Source organism: Gleimia europaea ACS-120-V-Col10b, assembly GCF_000411155.1.
Taxonomy (GTDB): Bacteria; Actinomycetota; Actinomycetes; order Actinomycetales; family Actinomycetaceae; genus Gleimia; species Gleimia europaea_B.
The window spans coordinates 533,495-551,885 of sequence record NZ_KE150266.1 but is presented as its reverse complement, the minus strand read 5'-3'; the positions used below and the strand labels follow the sequence as shown (position 1 = coordinate 551,885).

Annotated in this window: 19 protein-coding genes; 16 read left to right on the top strand and 3 right to left on the bottom strand. The window is 57.4% G+C overall.

Features of this window, described 5'->3' with window-relative positions:
* Positions 1–4: 4 nt before the first annotated feature.
* The 13 genes from HMPREF9238_RS02510 to HMPREF9238_RS02450 all read left to right on the top strand — a co-directional run bounded on the left by HMPREF9238_RS02510 (position 5) and on the right by HMPREF9238_RS02450 (position 10,223).
* Positions 5–442, top strand: coding sequence for a Cg1360 family ATP-synthase-associated protein (locus tag HMPREF9238_RS02510; protein ID WP_016443866.1), 438 nt, complete (start codon positions 5–7; stop codon positions 440–442).
* Positions 443–641: 199 nt separating this feature from the next.
* On the top strand, positions 642–1,394 hold the full coding sequence (gene atpB, locus HMPREF9238_RS02505) for a F0F1 ATP synthase subunit A (RefSeq protein WP_016443865.1): 753 nt from the start codon (positions 642–644) through the stop codon (positions 1,392–1,394).
* A 66-nt stretch (positions 1,395–1,460) separates the two neighbouring features.
* Positions 1,461–1,664, top strand: a complete 204-nt coding sequence (gene atpE / locus HMPREF9238_RS02500) for an ATP synthase F0 subunit C (RefSeq protein WP_016443864.1) — start codon at positions 1,461–1,463, stop codon at positions 1,662–1,664.
* A 1-nt stretch (position 1,665) separates the two neighbouring features.
* On the top strand, positions 1,666–2,217 hold the full coding sequence (locus HMPREF9238_RS02495) for a F0F1 ATP synthase subunit B (protein ID WP_016443863.1): 552 nt from the start codon (positions 1,666–1,668) through the stop codon (positions 2,215–2,217).
* The gene (locus HMPREF9238_RS02490) at positions 2,218–3,033 is read left to right on the top strand and encodes a F0F1 ATP synthase subunit delta (RefSeq protein WP_016443862.1); all 816 of its coding nucleotides are present in this window, start codon (positions 2,218–2,220) and stop codon (positions 3,031–3,033) included.
* A 42-nt stretch (positions 3,034–3,075) separates the two neighbouring features.
* Positions 3,076–4,704 carry a F0F1 ATP synthase subunit alpha gene (atpA, locus tag HMPREF9238_RS02485; protein ID WP_016443861.1) on the top strand — a complete coding sequence of 543 codons (1,629 nt, stop codon included), beginning with the start codon at positions 3,076–3,078 and terminating at the stop codon, positions 4,702–4,704.
* Positions 4,705–4,707: 3 nt separating this feature from the next.
* Positions 4,708–5,634, top strand: a complete 927-nt coding sequence (locus HMPREF9238_RS02480; protein ID WP_016443860.1) for a F0F1 ATP synthase subunit gamma — start codon at positions 4,708–4,710, stop codon at positions 5,632–5,634.
* 20 nt (positions 5,635–5,654) lie between these two features.
* On the top strand, positions 5,655–7,103 hold the full coding sequence (gene atpD / locus HMPREF9238_RS02475; protein ID WP_016443859.1) for a F0F1 ATP synthase subunit beta: 1,449 nt from the start codon (positions 5,655–5,657) through the stop codon (positions 7,101–7,103).
* A gap of 4 nt (positions 7,104–7,107) precedes the next feature.
* A complete protein-coding gene (locus HMPREF9238_RS02470; RefSeq protein ID WP_016443858.1) occupies positions 7,108–7,380 on the top strand; it encodes a F0F1 ATP synthase subunit epsilon in 273 nt (90 codons plus the stop codon).
* Positions 7,381–7,406: 26 nt separating this feature from the next.
* A complete protein-coding gene (locus HMPREF9238_RS02465; RefSeq protein ID WP_016443857.1) occupies positions 7,407–7,817 on the top strand; it encodes a DUF2550 family protein in 411 nt (136 codons plus the stop codon).
* Positions 7,818–7,888: 71 nt separating this feature from the next.
* On the top strand, positions 7,889–8,584 hold the full coding sequence (gene nucS / locus HMPREF9238_RS02460) for an endonuclease NucS (protein ID WP_016443856.1): 696 nt from the start codon (positions 7,889–7,891) through the stop codon (positions 8,582–8,584).
* 87 nt (positions 8,585–8,671) lie between these two features.
* Positions 8,672–9,868, top strand: coding sequence for an N-acetylglucosamine-6-phosphate deacetylase (locus HMPREF9238_RS02455; RefSeq protein ID WP_016443855.1), 1,197 nt, complete (start codon positions 8,672–8,674; stop codon positions 9,866–9,868).
* A 58-nt stretch (positions 9,869–9,926) separates the two neighbouring features.
* Positions 9,927–10,223 carry an Rv1322 family protein gene (locus tag HMPREF9238_RS02450; RefSeq protein WP_016443854.1) on the top strand — a complete coding sequence of 99 codons (297 nt, stop codon included), beginning with the start codon at positions 9,927–9,929 and terminating at the stop codon, positions 10,221–10,223.
* Positions 10,224–10,310: 87 nt separating this feature from the next.
* Here HMPREF9238_RS02450 and HMPREF9238_RS02445 read toward each other — a convergent pair whose 3' ends face one another.
* A complete protein-coding gene (locus HMPREF9238_RS02445) occupies positions 10,311–11,615 on the bottom strand; it encodes a coiled-coil domain-containing protein (RefSeq protein ID WP_016443853.1) in 1,305 nt (434 codons plus the stop codon).
* A 204-nt stretch (positions 11,616–11,819) separates the two neighbouring features.
* Here HMPREF9238_RS02445 and HMPREF9238_RS02440 point away from each other — a divergent pair, with 204 nt between their 5' ends.
* From HMPREF9238_RS02440 to HMPREF9238_RS02430, 3 genes are read left to right on the top strand one after another with little or no spacing between them, the layout of a single operon-like run.
* Entirely contained in the window at positions 11,820–12,869 is a 1,050-nt protein-coding gene (locus HMPREF9238_RS02440; RefSeq protein ID WP_156824369.1) for a hypothetical protein, read from the top strand.
* A complete protein-coding gene (locus HMPREF9238_RS02435; protein ID WP_016443851.1) occupies positions 12,866–13,852 on the top strand; it encodes a hypothetical protein in 987 nt (328 codons plus the stop codon). The genes HMPREF9238_RS02440 and HMPREF9238_RS02435 overlap by 4 nt, the downstream gene beginning before the upstream one ends.
* A 24-nt stretch (positions 13,853–13,876) precedes the next feature.
* Positions 13,877–14,749 (top strand): tetratricopeptide repeat protein, encoded by an 873-nt coding sequence (locus tag HMPREF9238_RS02430; protein ID WP_016443850.1) that lies wholly within the window; start codon positions 13,877–13,879, stop codon positions 14,747–14,749.
* A gap of 77 nt (positions 14,750–14,826) precedes the next feature.
* Here HMPREF9238_RS02430 and glgB read toward each other — a convergent pair whose 3' ends face one another.
* The gene (gene glgB, locus HMPREF9238_RS02425) at positions 14,827–17,010 is read right to left on the bottom strand and encodes a 1,4-alpha-glucan branching protein GlgB (protein WP_016443849.1); all 2,184 of its coding nucleotides are present in this window, start codon (positions 17,008–17,010) and stop codon (positions 14,827–14,829) included.
* A gap of 51 nt (positions 17,011–17,061) precedes the next feature.
* Positions 17,062–18,390 carry a phosphotransferase gene (locus HMPREF9238_RS02420; protein WP_016443848.1) on the bottom strand — a complete coding sequence of 443 codons (1,329 nt, stop codon included), beginning with the start codon at positions 18,388–18,390 and terminating at the stop codon, positions 17,062–17,064.
* Between the last annotated feature and the right edge of the window lies 1 nt (position 18,391).

Sequence of the window (18,391 nt, the reverse complement as noted above, 5' to 3'; positions counted from 1 at the left end):
GCGAATGTCTCCACCGCTCGTACCTACCGATGCGCTTCGCGCCGCAGTTTCAAAGACTGTGAAAAATGTGTTGAAGGTCTCCGTGATTATCGCGGTTCTGGCGGGCGTGGTTGCGTATATTTTCGCCGGCTCCTTGGCGGGCCTTTCGGGTCTCATCGGGGGAGTGGTAGGGATTCTTCTTGCCCTGGTCACCTGGTTCACCATGGCGCTGGCGATGAAAAATCTGGATTCGCAGGCAGCTCTGATGGTGGGTGATTACCTTTTCAAGGTCGTTGTGGTGATTGTAACCGTGCTGATTGTGAAGAATCTGACGGGGCTTGACCACACGGCGCTGGGCCTTGCCCTCATCCTTTCGGTGATCGCGCAGGCGGGTGCGCAAACGTGGACGTTAGCAAGCTCTAAAGTCCCAACCATAGATCTGCCTAAGGAAGAAAAAGAATAGTAAAATCTGCGTTCGGTCCCGAGTAATCCTGATACCATTATCTAGGTTTTGCCATTAGGCGAGCTCAAACCGTATACAGTATGGGGTATATTCCTCGTGTACGGTGCAGGGCCGTAACACTTCGACCAGGGGGTGCATCCTGTTCTCCGCAACAGTGTCGTCCACTTTGACAATGCTTAGTCAAGGACCAGTTTCAGCGATGCCGGGAATTGGGGACTTCTTCCCTCCAGCCTTTGCCTTTGAGGGCACGATCTTTGAAATGAACCGTTTGGTTCTCGTCCGTCTTATTGCCACGGTGCTTTTGGTGCTCGTGTTTTCGATTGGGGCGTCGCGGGCAAAGCTGGTTCCCTCTAAGGGACAGTCGATTCTCGAGGGTCTGATTGTGTTCATTCGCGATAAGGTCGCGATTGAGACTTTGGGAGAAAAGAACGGCCGCAAGTACGCGCCAATCCTTACGGTGATTTTCCTCGGTGTTCTGTTCATGAACATTACGGGCGTGATTCCGGGATTGAACATTGCGGCTTCGTCCGTTGTGGCTGTGCCGCTTGGTTTCGCACTGATTTCGTACGTGGTGTTTGTGGGGGCGGGAATCAAGCACCTGGGTGCGGGGCAGTTTTTCAAGAATCAGCTTTTCCCGCCGGGCGTGCCCTGGCCGCTGTACATTCTGCTTACACCCATTGAGTTCCTCTCAACGTTCATCATTCGTCCGGCAACGCTTACCATTCGTTTGCTGGCAAACATGCTGGCGGGGCACTTGATGCTTGCTCTGACGTTCTTTGGAACTCACTTCCTGTTTTTCGAGGCTGCGGGCGCGGTGAAGGGCGTTGGCGTCCTAACTTTCGCGGGCGCGATTGGTATTACCTTGTTCGAAATTTTCGTGGCCGGCTTGCAGGCGTTCATTTTTTCGATCCTGACGGCCGTTTACATTAAGACTTCAATTGAGACCCATTAGGCAGTAAGCCACTAACAGACTCCTTGGCGCAAAAGCGCCTTGGCAACATAGAGAAGGAAAGCAAACATGACTGGTTCGATCGCAGCAGTAGGCTACGGTATCGCAACGCTTGGTCCGGGTATTGGCCTTGGCTACATGATTGGCAAGACGCAGGAAGCTACCGCCCGCCAGCCGGAGGTCGCATCCAAGCTCTCAACGAACATGTACATTGGTCTAGCTCTTATTGAGGCGCTGGGCCTCATCGGCCTCGTTCCGGGATTGATCTTCTAGTATGACGTTCCTACCCGCAACAGCTCAGGCGGCAGAAGAGCCCAACATTTTGTTGCCGCCGCTATACGACATCGTATGGCAGCTGATTGTGTTGATCATCATCGGACTTGTTCTTTACAAGTACGCACTCCCTAAGTTCAACGCGATCCTAGATGAGCGTGCACAAAAGATTGAAGAAGGGCTGAACGCAGCTGATCGTGCGAAGGAAGCCGAGGCGCTGGCAAAGCGTGAGGCTGAAGAGCTGATCCAGGTTGCGAATGCTGATGCAGGTCGTATCCGCTCCGACGCTAGTGAAGACGCTAAGTCGATTGTGGCGGCAGCGCGCAAGGAGGCCGAGACGGAGGCTGAACGCATCCTGGCTAACACGCAGCGGCAGATTCAGGCGGAGCGCCAGGCGGCGGAAATCTCGCTCAAGTCTGAGATCGGGATTCTTGCCACCGAACTTGCAGAGAAGATTGTTGGCGAGCACCTGAAGGATAACGAGCTTACGGCTCGTATTGTTGACAGGTTCCTTGACGATCTCGAATCTGAAACTACAGTACAGGAGTCTTAAATGCGTGCAGCGAGTGAGAACAGCTACCAGGCTGGACTCAGGGTGCTAACTGATGCCTTGCGCTCGGACGCTGATGCGATGGCGGTTGCCGAAAATCTTTACGGTATTTCGGACCTATTGCGTGAATCAGGGCGCGTGGCACACGCGCTAACCGATCCGGGTAGAACCGAGGCGGACAAGCGCCAGCTTGCACATGATCTTCTGGCCAACGGAGTTGAGCCCCAAACTATCGAGATCATGCAGACTCTGGCCAGCAACCGCTGGTCGAGCTACCGTGATCTTGAGGTTGCGGCGGAGCAGCTCGGTAATGAAGCGGTGTTTAGCGCAGCTGAAGATGCCGGCCAGTTGAAGCAGGTTGAAGAAGAACTATTCGCGGTGCATAACTTCCTTGCGGATAATCGCGAGTTTCGCATCAACCTGTCTGATCTGGGGGTTGGTTCTGCTCATGACCGCGCTCATTTCGCGGCCCGGTTCTTTGGGGACGCGCTCACCCCGTACTCGTCGCGGCTTTTGCGACGTCAGGTTCGTCTCTCAATTCATGGCAGGTTGTTGTCATTGATCCGCGAAATCACGCACCAGGCGGCTTCTCGTCGCGGTTGTTTGTTCGCTACGGTCACATCGGCATCCCCGCTATCTCAAATCCAGATCGAGCGTCTGCAAAAGATTCTCGAGGCTAGGTATCAAAGCGCCGTTGCGGTTAATACCGAAGTGGATCCGTCACTACTTGGCGGTCTTCACATAGAGGTAGATGGCGACGGTATTAATGCAACAGTGAAATCCAACTTGGCTAAAGCTAAACGAGAGTTGGTGCGCTGAACCCTATGTTTTTAACATTTCTAAACGGTAAGGAAAAGCTCAATGGCTGAACTTTCTATCCGGCCCGAACAAATCCGGGCGGCTCTGGACAGCTTCGTAGAATCCTACGAGCCGTCGGAATCCGCTGTGGAGGAAATCGGCCACGTCACCCTAGCTGCTGACGGTATTGCACACGTCGAAGGCTTACCTGGCGTTATGGCCAATGAGCTCCTCCGCTTTGAAGATGGAACTCTTGGACTCGCGTCCAACCTTGATATTCGTGAGATTGGCGTGATCATTCTCGGCGATTACACGAACATTGAGGAGGGCCAGCAGGTTCGCCGCACCGGCGAGGTCCTGTCGGTTCCGGTAGGTGATGGCTACCTCGGTCGCGTGGTGGACCCGCTGGGTAACCCGATTGACGGCCTGGGGGAGATCACCGATTTCGAGGGTATTCGTGCGCTGGAGCTCCAGGCTCCCGGTGTGATGATGCGTAAGTCGGTGCACGAACCGTTAGAAACCGGTCTTAAGGCCATTGACTCGATGATTCCGATTGGTCGCGGTCAGCGCCAGCTGATCATTGGCGACCGCCAGACGGGTAAGACGCAGATCGCTCTTGACGCGATCATGAATCAGCGCGCCAACTGGGAGTCGGGTGATCCGAAGAAGCAGGTTCGTTGCATTTACGTGGCTATTGGCCAGAAGGGTTCAACGGTCGCAGCTGTTCGCGGCGCTCTCGAAGAGGCTGGCGCGATGGAGTACACGACGATCGTGGCCTCCCCAGCATCTGACCCGGCAGGCTTTAAGTATTTGGCTCCGTACACGGGCTCGGCAATTGGCCAGCACTGGATGTACGACGGCAAGCACGTCCTTATCGTTTTTGACGATCTTTCGAAGCAGGCGGAAGCATACCGCGCGGTATCGCTCCTTCTCCGTCGTCCACCGGGCCGTGAAGCGTACCCCGGTGACGTCTTCTACTTGCATTCGCGCCTCCTTGAGCGTTGCGCGAAGCTTTCCGATGAGCTTGGTGGCGGCTCTATGACGGGCCTGCCAATCATTGAGACGAAGGCAAACGACGTTTCCGCTTACATTCCAACGAACGTTATTTCGATTACGGACGGCCAGATCTTCCTGCAGTCCGACCTCTTCAACGCTAACCAGCGTCCGGCAGTTGACGTTGGTATTTCTGTGTCGCGTGTTGGTGGCGACGCACAGATTAAGGCAATGAAGAAGGTTTCGGGTACCCTCAAGATCACGCTTGCACAATACCGTGCGATGGCAGCTTTCGCGATGTTCGCCTCGGACCTGGATGCAGCCACGAGGGCACAGCTAACTCGTGGTGAGCGCCTCATGGAGTTGCTCAAGCAGTCGCAGGCTAACCCATATCCGATTGAGGATCAGGTGGCTTCGATCTGGATGGGCACCAACGGCTACTTGGATGACATTCCGGTTGCTGATGTTGCTCGCTTTGAGCGGGGCCTGTTGGACTACCTGCGTTCACGCACCGGTGTTTTACAGACCATCAAGGAGACGGGACTGCTGGAGGACGACACTCTGGCAGCGCTGAAGGAAGGCGTTGAGGCCTACCACAGTTCATTTATTTCCGCAGAGGGGTTGGCGCCTGAAGATGTGGATGGCGAGGCGGAAGCTGAGCGCACGCAAGAGCAGATCGTTCGCGGTAAGAAGGCCTGATCAATGGCAGGTCTAAGAGAGATTAAACAGCGCATAGCTTCAACGGAAAAGCTGAAGAAGGTTTTTCACGCGATGGAGCTTATCGCTGCTTCTCGAATCGGTGCGGCGCGTGCTAAGGCGACACAGGCGGGGCCTTATGAGAAGGCTCTGACGCAGGCTGTTGCCGCTGTAGCAATCCACGGGGGAATGGATCACCCGCTCACGCATCAGCGTGAGGACACGAACCGGGTGGCGGTTCTAGCGGTGACGTCGGACCGGGGCATGGCGGGCGCTTACTCCGCAACGATTCTTCGCGAAACTGAGAAGCTTTTCGAGGAGCTTCGTGAGCAGGGCAAGGAGCCTGTGCTCTACACGGCTGGTAGGCGTGCGGGTTCGTACTTCCGTTTCCGCAGTATTGACGCCGCGAAAGCATGGGAGGGCGAGTCTGATGCTCCGTCAGAGGAAATCATTCACTCCATTGGTAAGGAACTTCTGAAGGCCTTCTTGGAGGAGGATCCGAAGAAGGGTGTTTCTGAGGTATACCTCGTATTCACCAGGTTTAAGAACATGGTGACGCAGGTTCCCGAGGTTCGGCAGATGCTTCCGCTAACGGTTGTGGACACGCCGCAGGGCGATGAGGAGCGAGAGAAGGAACTCGGGTTTGAGGATCATCCTGAGTTAGCTTTCCCCGAGTACGAGTTTGAACCGAGTGAGGAAGCCGTGTTGGACGCGCTGTTGCCTCTCTACGTTGAGAACCGTATTCGCAACGCGCTACTTCAGGCTGCTGCTTCGGAGCTTGCGTCTCGCCAACGCGCGATGCACACCGCTACCGACAATGCGGAAGACCTCATCACAGATTACACTCGCTTGGCGAATTCGGCCCGTCAGGCGGAGATCACGCAAGAAATCAGCGAGATAGTTTCCGGTGCCGACGCTCTATCGAACGGCTGAGGCAGGGACAAGGAATAAACATGACTGCAGAATCTATTAACACTACGGGCGTTGGGCGCATCGCCCGCGTGATTGGCCCGGTTGTGGACGTTGAGTTCCCACCGGATCAGATGCCCGCAATGTACAACGCGCTTGAGGTGGATGTTGACCTGTCTTCGACTGGTGAAGGCGGGCAGAAGTTCACGATGACGCTGGAAGTTGCCCAGTTCATTGGCGACAACCTCATTCGCGCCATCGCATTGAAGCCCACCGACGGCTTGGTTCGTGGCGCGAAGGTTCACGACACGGGCGGTCCGATCTCTGTTCCGGTTGGTGACGTGACCCGAGGTAAGGTGTTCAACGTTGTTGGCGAGTGCTTGAACTACCCGGCCGATCAGGTCGAGGTGAAGGAACGCTGGCCGATCCACCGCCAGCCTCCGGCATTTGATCAGCTTGAGCCAAAGACCAAGATGTTCGAGACGGGCATCAAGGTTATTGACCTTCTCACCCCGTACGTGCAGGGCGGTAAGATTGGCCTGTTCGGTGGTGCGGGCGTTGGTAAGACCGTTCTGATTCAAGAAATGATTCAGCGCGTGGCGCAAGACCACGGCGGCGTGTCGGTGTTCGCCGGTGTGGGTGAGCGCACCCGTGAAGGTAACGACCTGATTCACGAGATGGACGAGGCGGGTGTGTTTGATAAGACCGCACTTGTCTTCGGACAGATGGATGAGCCGCCGGGCACGCGTCTGCGCATTGCTCTGACAGGTCTGACGATGGCGGAGTACTTCCGCGACGTGCAGAACCAGGACGTGCTGCTGTTCATCGATAACATCTTCCGTTTCACGCAGGCAGGCTCGGAGGTTTCCACGCTTCTTGGCCGTATGCCTTCAGCAGTGGGCTATCAGCCGAACCTCGCTGATGAAATGGGTCAGCTTCAGGAGCGTATTACCTCTGCGGGTGGTAACTCGATTACCTCATTGCAGGCCATTTACGTTCCGGCGGATGACTACACGGATCCGGCTCCGGCAACCACGTTCGCGCACTTGGATGCAACCACTGAGCTTTCGCGTGATATTGCGTCACGCGGCCTCTACCCGGCTGTGGATCCACTAGCGTCCACCTCGCGCATTCTTGACCCGGCCTACGTTGGTCAGGAGCACTACGACGTGGCTACGCAGGTACAGCAGATTCTGCAGAAGAACAAGGAACTGCAAGACATCATTGCGATCCTTGGTGTGGATGAGCTTTCGGAGCAGGATAAGGTTACGGTTGCTCGCGCGCGCCGTATTGAGCAGTTCCTGTCCCAAAACACCTACATGGCTGAGAAGTTTACTGGTGTTGAGGGTTCCACTGTTCCGCTTGACGAAACGATTGAGGCTTTCAAGCGCATCGTTGAGGGTAAGTATGACCACATCCCCGAGCAGGCGTTCTTCAACATCGGTGGTATCGATGATCTTGAGCGCGCTTGGGCAAAGCTGCAGAAGGCGTAAGTAGATGGCGAAGTCTAAGATGCTCCAAGTCGAGGTGGTGAGCCGCACGGAAAAGCTCTGGCATGGTCTGGCTTCTTCCGTGGTGGTGCCATCTGTTGAAGGTGACCTGGGCGTGTTGGTTGGCCGCGCTCCGCTTCTTGCAGTGTTGCGTCCTGGTTCGGTTGCAATTGAAACCGAGTCTGAAGGACGTAAGATTGTGGAAGTATCGGGCGGCTTCGCCTCGGTTGACTCCGACTTCGTGACGATTGTTGTCGAAGAGGGCAACTTCGCGCAGTAGGATTTGAAAACAGAAGGAGGGCAATCATGAATGTTCTAGGCGGCATCTTGGTTGCCCTCCTTATTGCTTTGCTTGCGCTCGCTTTAATCGCTTTGTTGGTGTTGGTGATTCGGGTGCGCCGCATTGGGCGCATCGTGGGCACGTTTGAGTGCTGGTACCGGCCAGACGCGTCTGCGGGCTGGATTTCTGGCATGGCTCGTTTTGGACAGCGGGATTTACAGTGGTTTCGCCTAGTTGGTTTCCTTGTTGGACCGCAGTTACGAATGCCGCGCGAGGGACTGAACGTGTCTGCTCCGATTCACCGGCAGGAGGGCGTGGTTGAGGTAATCCTCACGTACGGTGACAGTGTTCGCCATCTGGCCATGCGGGAAGAGTGGTACAACGGCCTCATTTCGTGGATTGAGTCCGGCCCGCCACGGCCGCGGGAGGAGTACTAGAGTACTGATGTAGCGCACCGAAGGGTGCGCTTTTTTGTGCCTGCAGCTGGAGACGCTGTTAGGGTAGGTGGGTGCGAATTGTTATTGCTGAGTGTGCTGTTGATTATTCTGGCCGCCTAGATGCGCATTTGCCGATGGCTAAGCGCGTGCTCATGTTTAAAGGTGATGGTTCCGTACTGGTTCATTCGGATGGGGGATCATATAAGCCGCTCAACTGGATGACGGCGCCTTGTAACTTCCGCGTGCAGGAGCCAACGAGCACCGAGGTCGAGGCCGGTGTGAGCGAAGTCTGGGTGGTGGAAGCTACGAAGACGGATGACACGCTGGTGATCCGCGTGGGCGAGGTGTTTTTGGATCACGAGGAACATTTGGGGATTGATCCGGGCCTGACGAAGGACGGGGTGGAGGCGCACTTACAGGAGCTATTGGCAGATCAGCCGGAGATTTTGGGGAAGGGCTGGTGGACGGTTCGCCGTGAGTGCCCAACGGCTATCGGGCCGGTGGATATCTTAGTACGCACCAATGAGGGTGATCCGGTCGCAGTGGAAATCAAACGTCGCGGCGGTATTGATGGGGTGGAGCAGCTGACCCGCTACTTGGAGCTACTTTCGCGCGACCCACTCTTAAAGGGGATTACCGGCATTTTTGCCGCGCAGGAGATCACTCGTCAGGCTCGTACGCTTGCTGAAGACCGGGGGATCAGGTGCGTCATCCTCGACTACGATGCGATGCGGGGAATGGATGATGCTGAATCGCGACTTTTCTGACTAATAGCTCGTCAGACAAGTGATGTGTTATTAAACTGGGAGTGCTTAGTTTTCTGGTTTTGAACATATGCAAAGGAGCGCTTGAAAATGAGCGAGCCTCGGGTTTTGCGCGGGCGAGTGGTCACCGAATCGGAAGTTATTGCTGATGGCGCGATAGTTTTTGACGAGGTCATTTTGAAATGCGGCGCCGCATCGAAGGTTTTGTGCGAGGGCGAGGCCGCGCGCGCGGAGCGGATTGACGGCTATATTCTGCCTGGCTTGGTGGATGTGCACTGCCACGGTGGTGGAGGTGAGTCGTTCCCGAATGCGCAGACTGAGGAGCAGGCGATGGTTGCGGTGATGGAGCACCGCAGGCATGGCACAACTTCACTCGTAGCGTCGGGGGTAACAGCAGCTGCGGATGTACTCCGTTCGCGTGCGGTTACGCTGGCTAACTTGTGCGAGAAGGATGAGTTGGCAGGTATTCATTTTGAGGGCCCGTTCGTTTCGGTTGAGCGCAAGGGCGCGCAGGATCCTACTTACATTATTGAGCCGGACGTGGAGCTCACCAAAGAACTCATTGAGCTTTCCCGAGGGTACTGCGTGACGATGACGCTGGCGCCGGAAAAGAGGGGCGCGTTCGGTGAGGGCTCTGTCGCGGAGGCACTAATCGAGGGCGGAGCACTACCCTCGTGGGGCCACACGGACGCGGGCCCACAGGCGGTTCGGGAGGCTCTGGAATACTCGCGGATGAAGCTCGCTCAGGTGGCACCGCGTTCGCCGAAGGCTACCGCTACGCACTTGTTTAACGGGATGAGGCCGATTCATCATCGTGATCCGGGCCCGGTTCCGGAGTTTATTTCTGATGCGGCGCGCGATGGTGCAATTTTGGAGCTGATTGGCGACGGTGTGCATTTGGCCCCCGATATGGTGCGCGCGGTGTATGAGACGCTTGGGCGAGAGTGCCTGGTACTGGTAACGGATGCGATGGCTGCCGCCGGCATGCCCGATGGTTCCTACCAGCTGGGCCCGCAGGCAGTGACCGTGCAGGATGGCGTTGCTCGTCTCAGCGGTGGTGACGCGATCGCGGGAGGCACATCGCACCTGCTTGACCAGGTTCGCCTTCTCACGCAGGGCGGTTATGTGCCAGTGGTGGACGCAGTTTACATGGCGTCCGTTCAAGGTGCGAAGATCCTGGGGGATAAGACGATCGGTTGTTTGCGTGAGGGCATGAAGGCTGACGTGGTGGTTGTCAGTGATAGCCTGGAGCCGATTACCGTGTATCGTCGCGGTCTGGCAGTGTAACGCGTGGGTAAAGTCGCCCTGGCTTTTGCCGGGGCACTTTACTTTTGAAGGAGGTTTTATGGCTCGTCGCAGCGGTAAGCGTCCGTATAATCAGCCGCATCGTCCGCTCAACATGGATAGGTTGGCGTCGATGCCACGTCAGGTGGAGCGTAGTTCGGGCACGTTCAGTGTTCAGCGTTTGTCTCGCGCGTCAAAAGAATACACGTGTCCGGGCTGTCACCGGCCGATTACCGTTGGATCTGCGCACGTGGTTGTGTGGCGCGAAGAGGGCGCATTTGGCCTTGATGTTGGCGTTGATGCGCGCCGCCACTGGCACCCGCACTGTTGGGATAGTGGGGTTTCTAACTTCTACTAGAGGCAAACAATTTGTTTGGTGCCCGGCAAAAGCGCCGGGCACCAAACAAATTCAGAGTGATTTCGTTATTGGCTTGCCACCAGCGGTCTACTCTTTGTCCGTGTCATCAAAGAGGACGGGGGAGCCAGCGTCCGCGTCTTCTTCGGATTCGGCCAGCCCGGCAATGTTGCGAGCAGCGGAGGATCCAAGCAAGCCGCGCATTTCGTCGAGGTATGCGGCAACGGATTCGCGTTGACGGGTGAGCTTTTCAACCGTGCGTTGCGCGGCGGCACGCTCGCTGAGAGCTTCTTGACGCACGGTTTCACGCAGCTGTTCAGCTTCGGCCTCGGCGGCGGCAATGATAGCTTCCGCGCTACGGCGGGCATCTTCTTGCCGGCGGCGCACAACGGCGTCGGTGTCGGTAAGCAGGCGCTCGGCGCGCTCTAGTGTTTCTGCCAGATGCTTTTCGGCCTCATTCACCTGGGTGCGCGCGGCGGTTACCATCGCGGTGGTTTCTTCCCGCGCCTGTTCGTGTGCAGCCGCGTCGGCCTCTCGTGCGCTGGCGCGCTGGTCGGCAATTTCTTGCTCGGCTTCTTGGCGCGAAAGGCTGGCTTTTGCTTTCGCGTCGTCAAGGAAGGCACGGGCCTCGCGCGTAACCTTGTCGGCTTCATCTCGCGCGGCGGTGAGGGCGGCTGCAGCGGCGGTACGCGCAGATTCGAGAGTCTGTTTGGCTTCCGCGTTGGCATTTTCGCGCACCGCCTGGGCGTCAGCACCCGCGTCGGCACGCATCTGAGCGGTTTCCTGTTCGCAGGCAACACGCATTTCCACGGTGTCTTTTTGCGCGCGGGCACGCATGACCTCAACCTCGCGTTCTACACCACCGCGCGCGTCGTTGACGTAAGTGTTGGTTTCGGACCGCAGGGCCGCGGAGTCTCGTTGGGCGGATGCAACCATCTCATCGGCGCGGTGTTGCGCGTTGGTGAGGAGGGTTTCCGCTTCGGTCTGGGCGCGCGATACGCGTTCGGCGGCTTCGCGGCGAGCCTCGGAGAGGAGGGCTTCAGCTTCGGCTTGTGCCCGAGAGGAAAGACGTTGGGTTTCGGTGCGGGTGCGTTCCATGAGGGCGTCGGACTCTGCTTGCGCCTTCGTGGTCACTGCCAGTGCTTGCTCTTCAGCGGAGCGCAGAAGCTGTTCAACGCGCGCACCGATCCCGGAGAATGAGGCACGTTCTTGCTCCTCTAAACGGCTACGGGAGTCTTCGAGGTCACTTTCGAGGCTCTTGGCCCGGTTCTCCGCAACCTCGGCACGCCTGCGCGCCTCAGATAGCGCGGTCATCAGAGTCTGCAGTTGTTCATCAACTTGAACGCGGTCGTAGCCTCGCATGACAACTGGAAAATCTGTCTGCTCTTCGCTCACGAAATCTCCTCGAAATAAAAGTGCCCCAAAAAATCACACTGTTACTAGTGTAAATCAAACGAGGCGGTGAGCGTGAACGGTGGCCGTATGGGAAATACCCTATATTTCGTGGTTTTGGTCGCTACTTCACCATCTAAATGGTCTGGCGCCGCGATTGCCCCTAATCTGGAAGGTAAGTACGTCCATTTACGCGGAGGATAAGTGGTGAACACACCAACTAAAAGGCAGGGCATTCCGATTGCGCTGGCGGTGCTCGGCCTAATAATGGTGATTGCTGGTTTGCTGTTTGCAACAGTGTTGCGTCCGGATCCGACGGTCACCGCGCAGGCGGAGCGTCCCGACACGCCTTACGAGACTACGGTTGCAGGCCTGCTCGGGCTGGTTGACACCAAGGTGACGGTCCACGCGGAGGCGCCCGGCCAGCCGATCGTGTTGGCGCTTGGACGTGATGCTGATGCGCATGCGTGGATTGGCGAGCTTCCAAATACGCAGCTGACGGGATTGTCGTCGTGGAAGGCTATTGCTTCCACTAAGCACAACGGGGAGATGCCCGAGGCTGATCCAGAAGAGTTCTTAGCTGACCAGTTCGACAAGACTCTGGCGCAGTCAGACATGTGGTTGGACGTAAAGACGGGCAAGAACTCGTTGTCGTGGGATATCACGACGGATGGTTCTGGCGTGGTGCTCCTAGCGGCCACTAACGGTGTGGATCCAGCTCCCAAGATTTCTTTGACGTGGCAGCGCGACACTTCTTCCGCGTGGATCATTGCGCTCACAGTCATTGGCATAATCCTGTTGTTGCTTGGTCTGGTGCCTTACCTAGCGCTCCAAAGGAGGCGTAAGGAGGATGCGCGTAGCGAAGAGACTCGTGTGCGTAGGCGGCACACTTTGCAAAAGTTCAGCGGTTTGAAGTCGCCGTTCGGCAAGGATGCCACGTCGAAGTCTGAACAGGTTAGTGAGAAGGGGGAGGACGCCGCCTCGGATACGCAAAAGAGCGCGAAGGAAGAAGCGCGTCAGCAACGCGTTTCAATGCTTGAGCGCCAGGCGCGTCCAGCCACTGAGGAGCGCACAGAGATCACAACCACAATCGGCGGTAAAACTCACGTGCTTCCATCCCGGCGCGCGATGCGTGAGGCACGCGCTCGCGGTGAAGCCGAGGTATCGCTGGGCGGGCAGACCTTCGCCACGGGTCTCATCCCGGTCATTCCGCGACCAGACGATGCTGAAGCTGAAAAGAAGGGAGAGGGCAAATGAGGAAAACGCTACCTGCAGCGCTGATGATTTTAGCGTTGGCCACTACGGGGTTGTCAGCGTGTTCAAACGAGGTTCCCCAACTTCCTTCTACCGGAACTAGCCCGAGTGAGTCGGAGCAGCCGAACTTGGACGAAGTGCAAGTATCGACGCTCATTTCTGAGGTTGAGGAAGCCTTGGTTGCCGGCGATGAGGCGCTGGATGAAAGCATGTTGCAACCGCGCGTGAAGGACCCCGCGTTGGCTATGCGCGCGGCGATGTACCGGCTGACAAAGGCGCGCCAAGATACGGTTGCGGGGCTTGATATGGATGAGACAGCAGCCACGGTTACCCAGTCACACACTTGGCCACGCGCAATAATTGCGCCGACGAAGGCCACGGAAGACGAGTTGCCGCAGATCGGGTTTATTACCCAAGACAATCCCCGCGATGATTACAAGCTGACCAGTTGGGTGCGTATGTTCCCGGGTGAGTCACTGCAAACCATTGCGGTTTCCGAGGGCTCCCCGGTGGTGGCTGCTGATGCGGATGGTTTTGTGTTGTCACCCCAGGAGGCGCTGACTGAGTGGACGGCGCGGCTTGACGACAAGGCAAATCAGCCGGATCTGTTTGCTGATGATGAGTTCGCCAAGGCTTATAAGGAACAGTTGAAGCTGAACGATTCATTGGGGGAGAACGGCAAGGTAACGATTGCTGCGACGCCTGCTGAAAAGCCACTAACGGCGGTTGCTCTGGTTGACGGTTCGGCACTCGTGGCGGGCAACATCTCGTTTACGGTGACGTACGAGCGTGTGAAAGAGAACGCGAAGATCAAGCTTGGTGGTGCCATTGCGGATCTGATGGAAGATCCCCAGGTTCATGACAAGCCTGTGGAGGTTACATACCTTGCTTCGGTGGCCCTGATTTTGCCGCCTAAGGGTTCGAGTGAGTTGATTCATGCGATTGGTGCTGAGCGGGTTCTCGGTTCGTATCGCGTTGTTGAGTAGTTTGGTGAGTGAAAGAGGTTTGTGATGTCCGGTGAGTCTATGCCTGCCGATACTTGTGGTGCAGTTTCGTTGGAGGGGGCGGCGCCCGGTTCTACACCTGCGGCTACTCCGGCTTCTTCTGACGCGGGCCTTAACGGCCCGATTATTCGGGACGTGGACGAGGCGGGTTTGCAAGAGCTCGTTGACTTGTCGCAGACCCTACCGGTTGTAATCGACTTCTGGGCGGATTGGTGCCAGCCGTGCAAACAGCTGACTCCAATTTTGGAGGATGTGATCCGCGAACTCGATGGTCGGGTGGTGCTCGCAAAGATCGACACCGAGGCCAACCAGCAATTATCGCAAATGTTCGGTGTGCAGTCTATCCCTACGGTGGTGGCGCTGATTGGTGGCCGTCCGGTGCCGCTGTTCCAGGGCGCGCAGCCTAAGGATCAGATTGTCGCCGTCTTTAATGAGCTACTCAAGGTTGCCGCTAATGCTGGCTTGACGGGTCGCATGGTTGACGGTTCCACCGGGCCAAAAACGAATCCTCTGCATGAGGCCGCGATGGCGGCTGAGGATGCGGGGGATCTGGAGGGCGCCATTGAGCAGTGGGGAAAGGTTTTAGCGCAGGCGCCTAAGGATCAGGTAGCCAAGGAGTCGATTGCGCGTTTGCAGCTGGCGAAGCGGGTGCGCGCAGAATCTGACGGGTCGGAGCTTTCGCGCGCGGATGCCGCGTTTGTGGAGGGCAACGTGGAGGCCGCGTTTGATACGTTGCTTGATGTGATTGCCCGCTCGAAGGGCAGTGATGATGAGGCGTTCGAGGCCGCGCAGGAGCGTTTGCTTCAGATGTTCACGGTTTTGGGGGCCGACCCGCGAGTGAAGGCGGCCCGCGCTCGTCTGTCAAGCTTGCTGTTCTAACGGCAGGGCTATTGATAACGAAAGTGGTGGTGGGAACGATTTGGAACTGTTCCCACCACCACTATTATTGTTTGCGCTTAGTCACGCACTGGGCGGAGCCAAACGGCGCCTAGTGGCGGCACGCGTAGCTCAACCGAGGCGGGACGTCCGTTCCAGGGAACATCCTCGGCAATGATTGGGCCCATGTTACAAACGCCAGAGCCGCCGTAGATTTCAGCGTCGGTGTTTAGCACTTCTTCCCACCTGCCGGAGAAGGGCAGGCCTACCCGGTAGCCCTCATGGGGGTTGCCAGCGAAGTTAGAGATGCACACCAAAATGTCGGTGTCTCCGGCTTCGTCCTTGCCCTTGCGGATGAAGGAGATGACGTTGTGGTCAGCGTCGCCAGCTTCGATCCACTCGTAGCCCGTGTAGTTGTCGTCCCACAGGGCGGGGGAGTTCTTGTAAATGTTGTTCAAGCGGGCAACGAGGCGGTTCACGCCGCGGTGGCCCGGGTCATCCATGAGCCACCAGTCAAGCGAGTACGCTTCTGACCATTCGGATTCTTGGCCGAAATCTTGACCCATGAACAGCAGTTGCTTGCCGGGATGCGACCACTGGTAGGCCAGCAGGGAGCGCAGGCCGGCCAGGCGGCGCCACTTGTCGCCGGGCATCTTCGAAATGAGGGAGCCCTTGCCGTGCACAACTTCGTCGTGTGAGAGCGGCAGGACGTAGTTTTCAGAGAATGCGTAGACGAGGGAGAACGTGAGTTCCCCATGATGCCAGCGGCGGTTTACTGGGTCTTCCTGCATGTAGCGCAGCGTGTCGTTCATCCAGCCCATGTTCCATTTGAGGCCAAAGCCGAGGCCACCACCAGAGGTGGGGGCGGTAACGCCGGGCCACGCGGTGGATTCCTCAGCGATCATGACGATGCCGGGGTTGCGCCGGTAGGCGGTGGCGTTGGCCTCTTGGATGAATTCGATGGCTTCGAGGTGTTCGCGGCCGCCGTACTGGTTGGGGCGCCATTCACCATCGTTTCGCGAGTAGTCGAGGTATAGCATGGACGCTACAGCGTCTACGCGAAGTCCGTCGATGTGGAACTCTTCGAGCCAGTACAGGGCGTTGGCCACCAGGAAGTTGCGCACTTCGCGGCGTCCAAAGTTGAACACGAGCGTGCCCCAGTCGGGGTGTTCGCCACGCATTGGGTCTGGGTCTTCGTACAGGGCAGTGCCATCGAACCTGGCGAGTGCCCAGCTGTCCTTGGGGAAGTGAGCGGGCACCCAGTCGAGGATAACGCCGATGCCGGCCTGGTGCAGTTTGTCTACGAGGTAGCGGAAATCATCTGGAGTTCCAAACCGGGAGGTTGGCGCATAGTAGGAGGTCACCTGGTAGCCCCACGATCCTCCGAATGGGTGTTCTGCAACGGGCATGAACTCAACATGCGTGTACCCCATGCGCTTCAGGTAGGGCACTAGCTCGTCAGCGAGGCTACGGTATCCCAGGCCTTGACGCCACGAGCCGATGTGGACTTCGTACACGGACATGGGGCTGGTGTGCGGGTCTTTCGCAGCCCGAGCTTCCATCCATTCATTGTCAGCCCATTCGTGGAACTTGTCGGTGACAACAGAGGCGGTTGCAGGCGGAATTTCGGTGGCGCGAGCCATTGGGTCTGCCTTTTGCATCCAGTTGCCGTCGGGGCCGCAGATCTCGAACTTGTAGCGAGCACCAACCTCAACGCCGGGAACAAAGAGTTCCCAAACACCTGAGGCTCCCAGCGTGCGCATTGCGCTACCAGTGCCATCCCAGTAGTTGAAGTCACCAACTACGCGCACGGCGCGAGCGTTGGGTGCCCAGACGGTGAACGATACGCCGTGCACTTCGCCGAGCTCGCTGTAGAAGGTGCGAACGTGTGCACCAAGGGCCTCCCAGAGGTTTTCGTGGCGGCCCTCTCCAATGAGGTACAGGTCCATTTCGCCGATGGTGGGCAAGAACCGGTAGGGATCGTCAGAGTCAACGACTTGGTCCCCATAGGTGACGCGCAGGCGGTAGTCGGGAACAGTGTAGAAGGGTAAGACTGCTGTCCAGATGCCATCCTGTTCGTGGGTGGCTTCGTACTCACCGGTTTTGGTGACAACGGTAACGGAATCCGCGAGGTGGCGGACCGTGCGGATGGTTACCACGCCATCGTGGATGTGGCCGCCGAGCACCGAATGGGGTGAGTGATGGGTTGCATTAGCAACTGCTGAAAGGGTTACTGGATCTACGGGGTAAGGTGTCGCGTTCATATTTGCAATTCTTCCATGCTTGTGGCCAGTTTTTGCGCTTATGGGGCTGACCTATTTTGCAAGTCGAGCGAGCGCATTCTCAGGTATCCAGATCCAGTCGGGCCGCATCCGGTACTCATACACGGCTTCGTAGGCAGCTTTTTCGATCTCTAGCACGGCGCTGAGTTCGCTCTCAGTTTCGCCCAGGCCTCCGCCGTTGGTGTAACCGTCGATGAAGGCTTCGCGTGCGGCATGTAGCCAGGCCTGATCCGCCCCTCCCTTCGCGGCGGCGTAGTCAAAGGACCTGAGCATTCCGGCTACGTCACGTAGTGCAAAGTCGGGTTCGCGGCGTTCTTCCAGCGGGCGTAGCGGTTCACCTTCGAAGTCAAGGATCACCCACCCGTCCTCGCCAAGCAGAGTTTGGCCCAGGTGGTAGTCGCCGTGAATGCGGATCATGGGCGGCAGGTTCTCAATACCCCCGATGCGCTCTATTTTGGTTTCGAGAGGTTCAATGAGGTCACTTTCGCGAAGGCGTGGAACTTCGGCCACGGCAGCGCTGAGATTTACCCGCAGGCGTTCCTTCAGTTGATCAGACGGTGCGGATGCGAACTCGCCAAAGGCTTTTGCCATGTGTTCGTGGAGTCCGGCAGTTACGGTGCCAAGTTCGCGCGCCAGGGGGGCAGGATCTTCATTTTTACCTGCTAGTTCAACGAAGAGTTCAAATCCGTCGCGCCCGTTTTTAACTAGCGAACCGGCAAAGCCTAGTACTACGTCGCCGCGCAGTCCCTCCAGTTGAAACTCTTCTTCAAGGTAGGCGATGGGCTTTGGTACGTGCGTCCAGCCCAGTTTGGCAAGTTCTACCGTAACTTCCACTTCGGGATGCAACCCGGGGTGGAGAACACGAAGTAGTTTCAGCACGCAGGCGAATGGGCCACCAAAACGCACGGAGGTGTTGGATTGTTCTCCGGTGAGCACAAACGCCCTTGCCGCTTCTTCTAGTAGACTCGCTAGAGCCTCATCGCCTCGCTGTGGCTCAATGGGGCTGAGAGTGCCGTTTGCGTGGGCTTTGCGTAGCCACGCCCGCAGAAACGCGGGGGAGTATGCTCCGTCAACCAGGTAGGCTCCCTGCAGCTCGGTGATGAGGCCAAAGTCGGGTTTAGTCGCGGTGTAGGCAAGCGGTATAGAAATGAAAGTTTCGCCCACTTGGACGATGGAAATCCACACCGGCTCAAGCGCTTCGTCACTTCCGCTAGCCGCAGGGTCGGCTGAGTAGCTGGAGAGGTCAATGTTGGCTACCAGGCGAACGGAATCGCCGGTGTTGCCGGGAAACCAGCGTTGCTTGTACAGCCAGGTGTCGATTTGGTCTAGTAGGTTAACGGCGGCTGGCCATGAAGCGCCCATG

Coding starts and splice junctions, on each gene's coding strand:
- HMPREF9238_RS02510 (WP_016443866.1), top strand. CDS start 5: ATGTCTCCACCGCTCGTACCTACCGATGCGCTTCGCGCCGCAGTTTCA.
- atpB (WP_016443865.1), top strand. CDS start 642: ATGCCGGGAATTGGGGACTTCTTCCCTCCAGCCTTTGCCTTTGAGGGC.
- atpE (WP_016443864.1), top strand. CDS start 1,461: ATGACTGGTTCGATCGCAGCAGTAGGCTACGGTATCGCAACGCTTGGT.
- HMPREF9238_RS02495 (WP_016443863.1), top strand. CDS start 1,666: ATGACGTTCCTACCCGCAACAGCTCAGGCGGCAGAAGAGCCCAACATT.
- HMPREF9238_RS02490 (WP_016443862.1), top strand. CDS start 2,218: ATGCGTGCAGCGAGTGAGAACAGCTACCAGGCTGGACTCAGGGTGCTA.
- atpA (WP_016443861.1), top strand. CDS start 3,076: ATGGCTGAACTTTCTATCCGGCCCGAACAAATCCGGGCGGCTCTGGAC.
- HMPREF9238_RS02480 (WP_016443860.1), top strand. CDS start 4,708: ATGGCAGGTCTAAGAGAGATTAAACAGCGCATAGCTTCAACGGAAAAG.
- atpD (WP_016443859.1), top strand. CDS start 5,655: ATGACTGCAGAATCTATTAACACTACGGGCGTTGGGCGCATCGCCCGC.
- HMPREF9238_RS02470 (WP_016443858.1), top strand. CDS start 7,108: ATGGCGAAGTCTAAGATGCTCCAAGTCGAGGTGGTGAGCCGCACGGAA.
- HMPREF9238_RS02465 (WP_016443857.1), top strand. CDS start 7,407: ATGAATGTTCTAGGCGGCATCTTGGTTGCCCTCCTTATTGCTTTGCTT.
- HMPREF9238_RS02455 (WP_016443855.1), top strand. CDS start 8,672: ATGAGCGAGCCTCGGGTTTTGCGCGGGCGAGTGGTCACCGAATCGGAA.
- HMPREF9238_RS02450 (WP_016443854.1), top strand. CDS start 9,927: ATGGCTCGTCGCAGCGGTAAGCGTCCGTATAATCAGCCGCATCGTCCG.
- HMPREF9238_RS02435 (WP_016443851.1), top strand. CDS start 12,866: ATGAGGAAAACGCTACCTGCAGCGCTGATGATTTTAGCGTTGGCCACT.
- HMPREF9238_RS02430 (WP_016443850.1), top strand. CDS start 13,877: ATGTCCGGTGAGTCTATGCCTGCCGATACTTGTGGTGCAGTTTCGTTG.
- glgB (WP_016443849.1), bottom strand. CDS start 17,010: ATGAACGCGACACCTTACCCCGTAGATCCAGTAACCCTTTCAGCAGTT.
- HMPREF9238_RS02420 (WP_016443848.1), bottom strand. CDS start 18,390: ATGGGCGCTTCATGGCCAGCCGCCGTTAACCTACTAGACCAAATCGAC.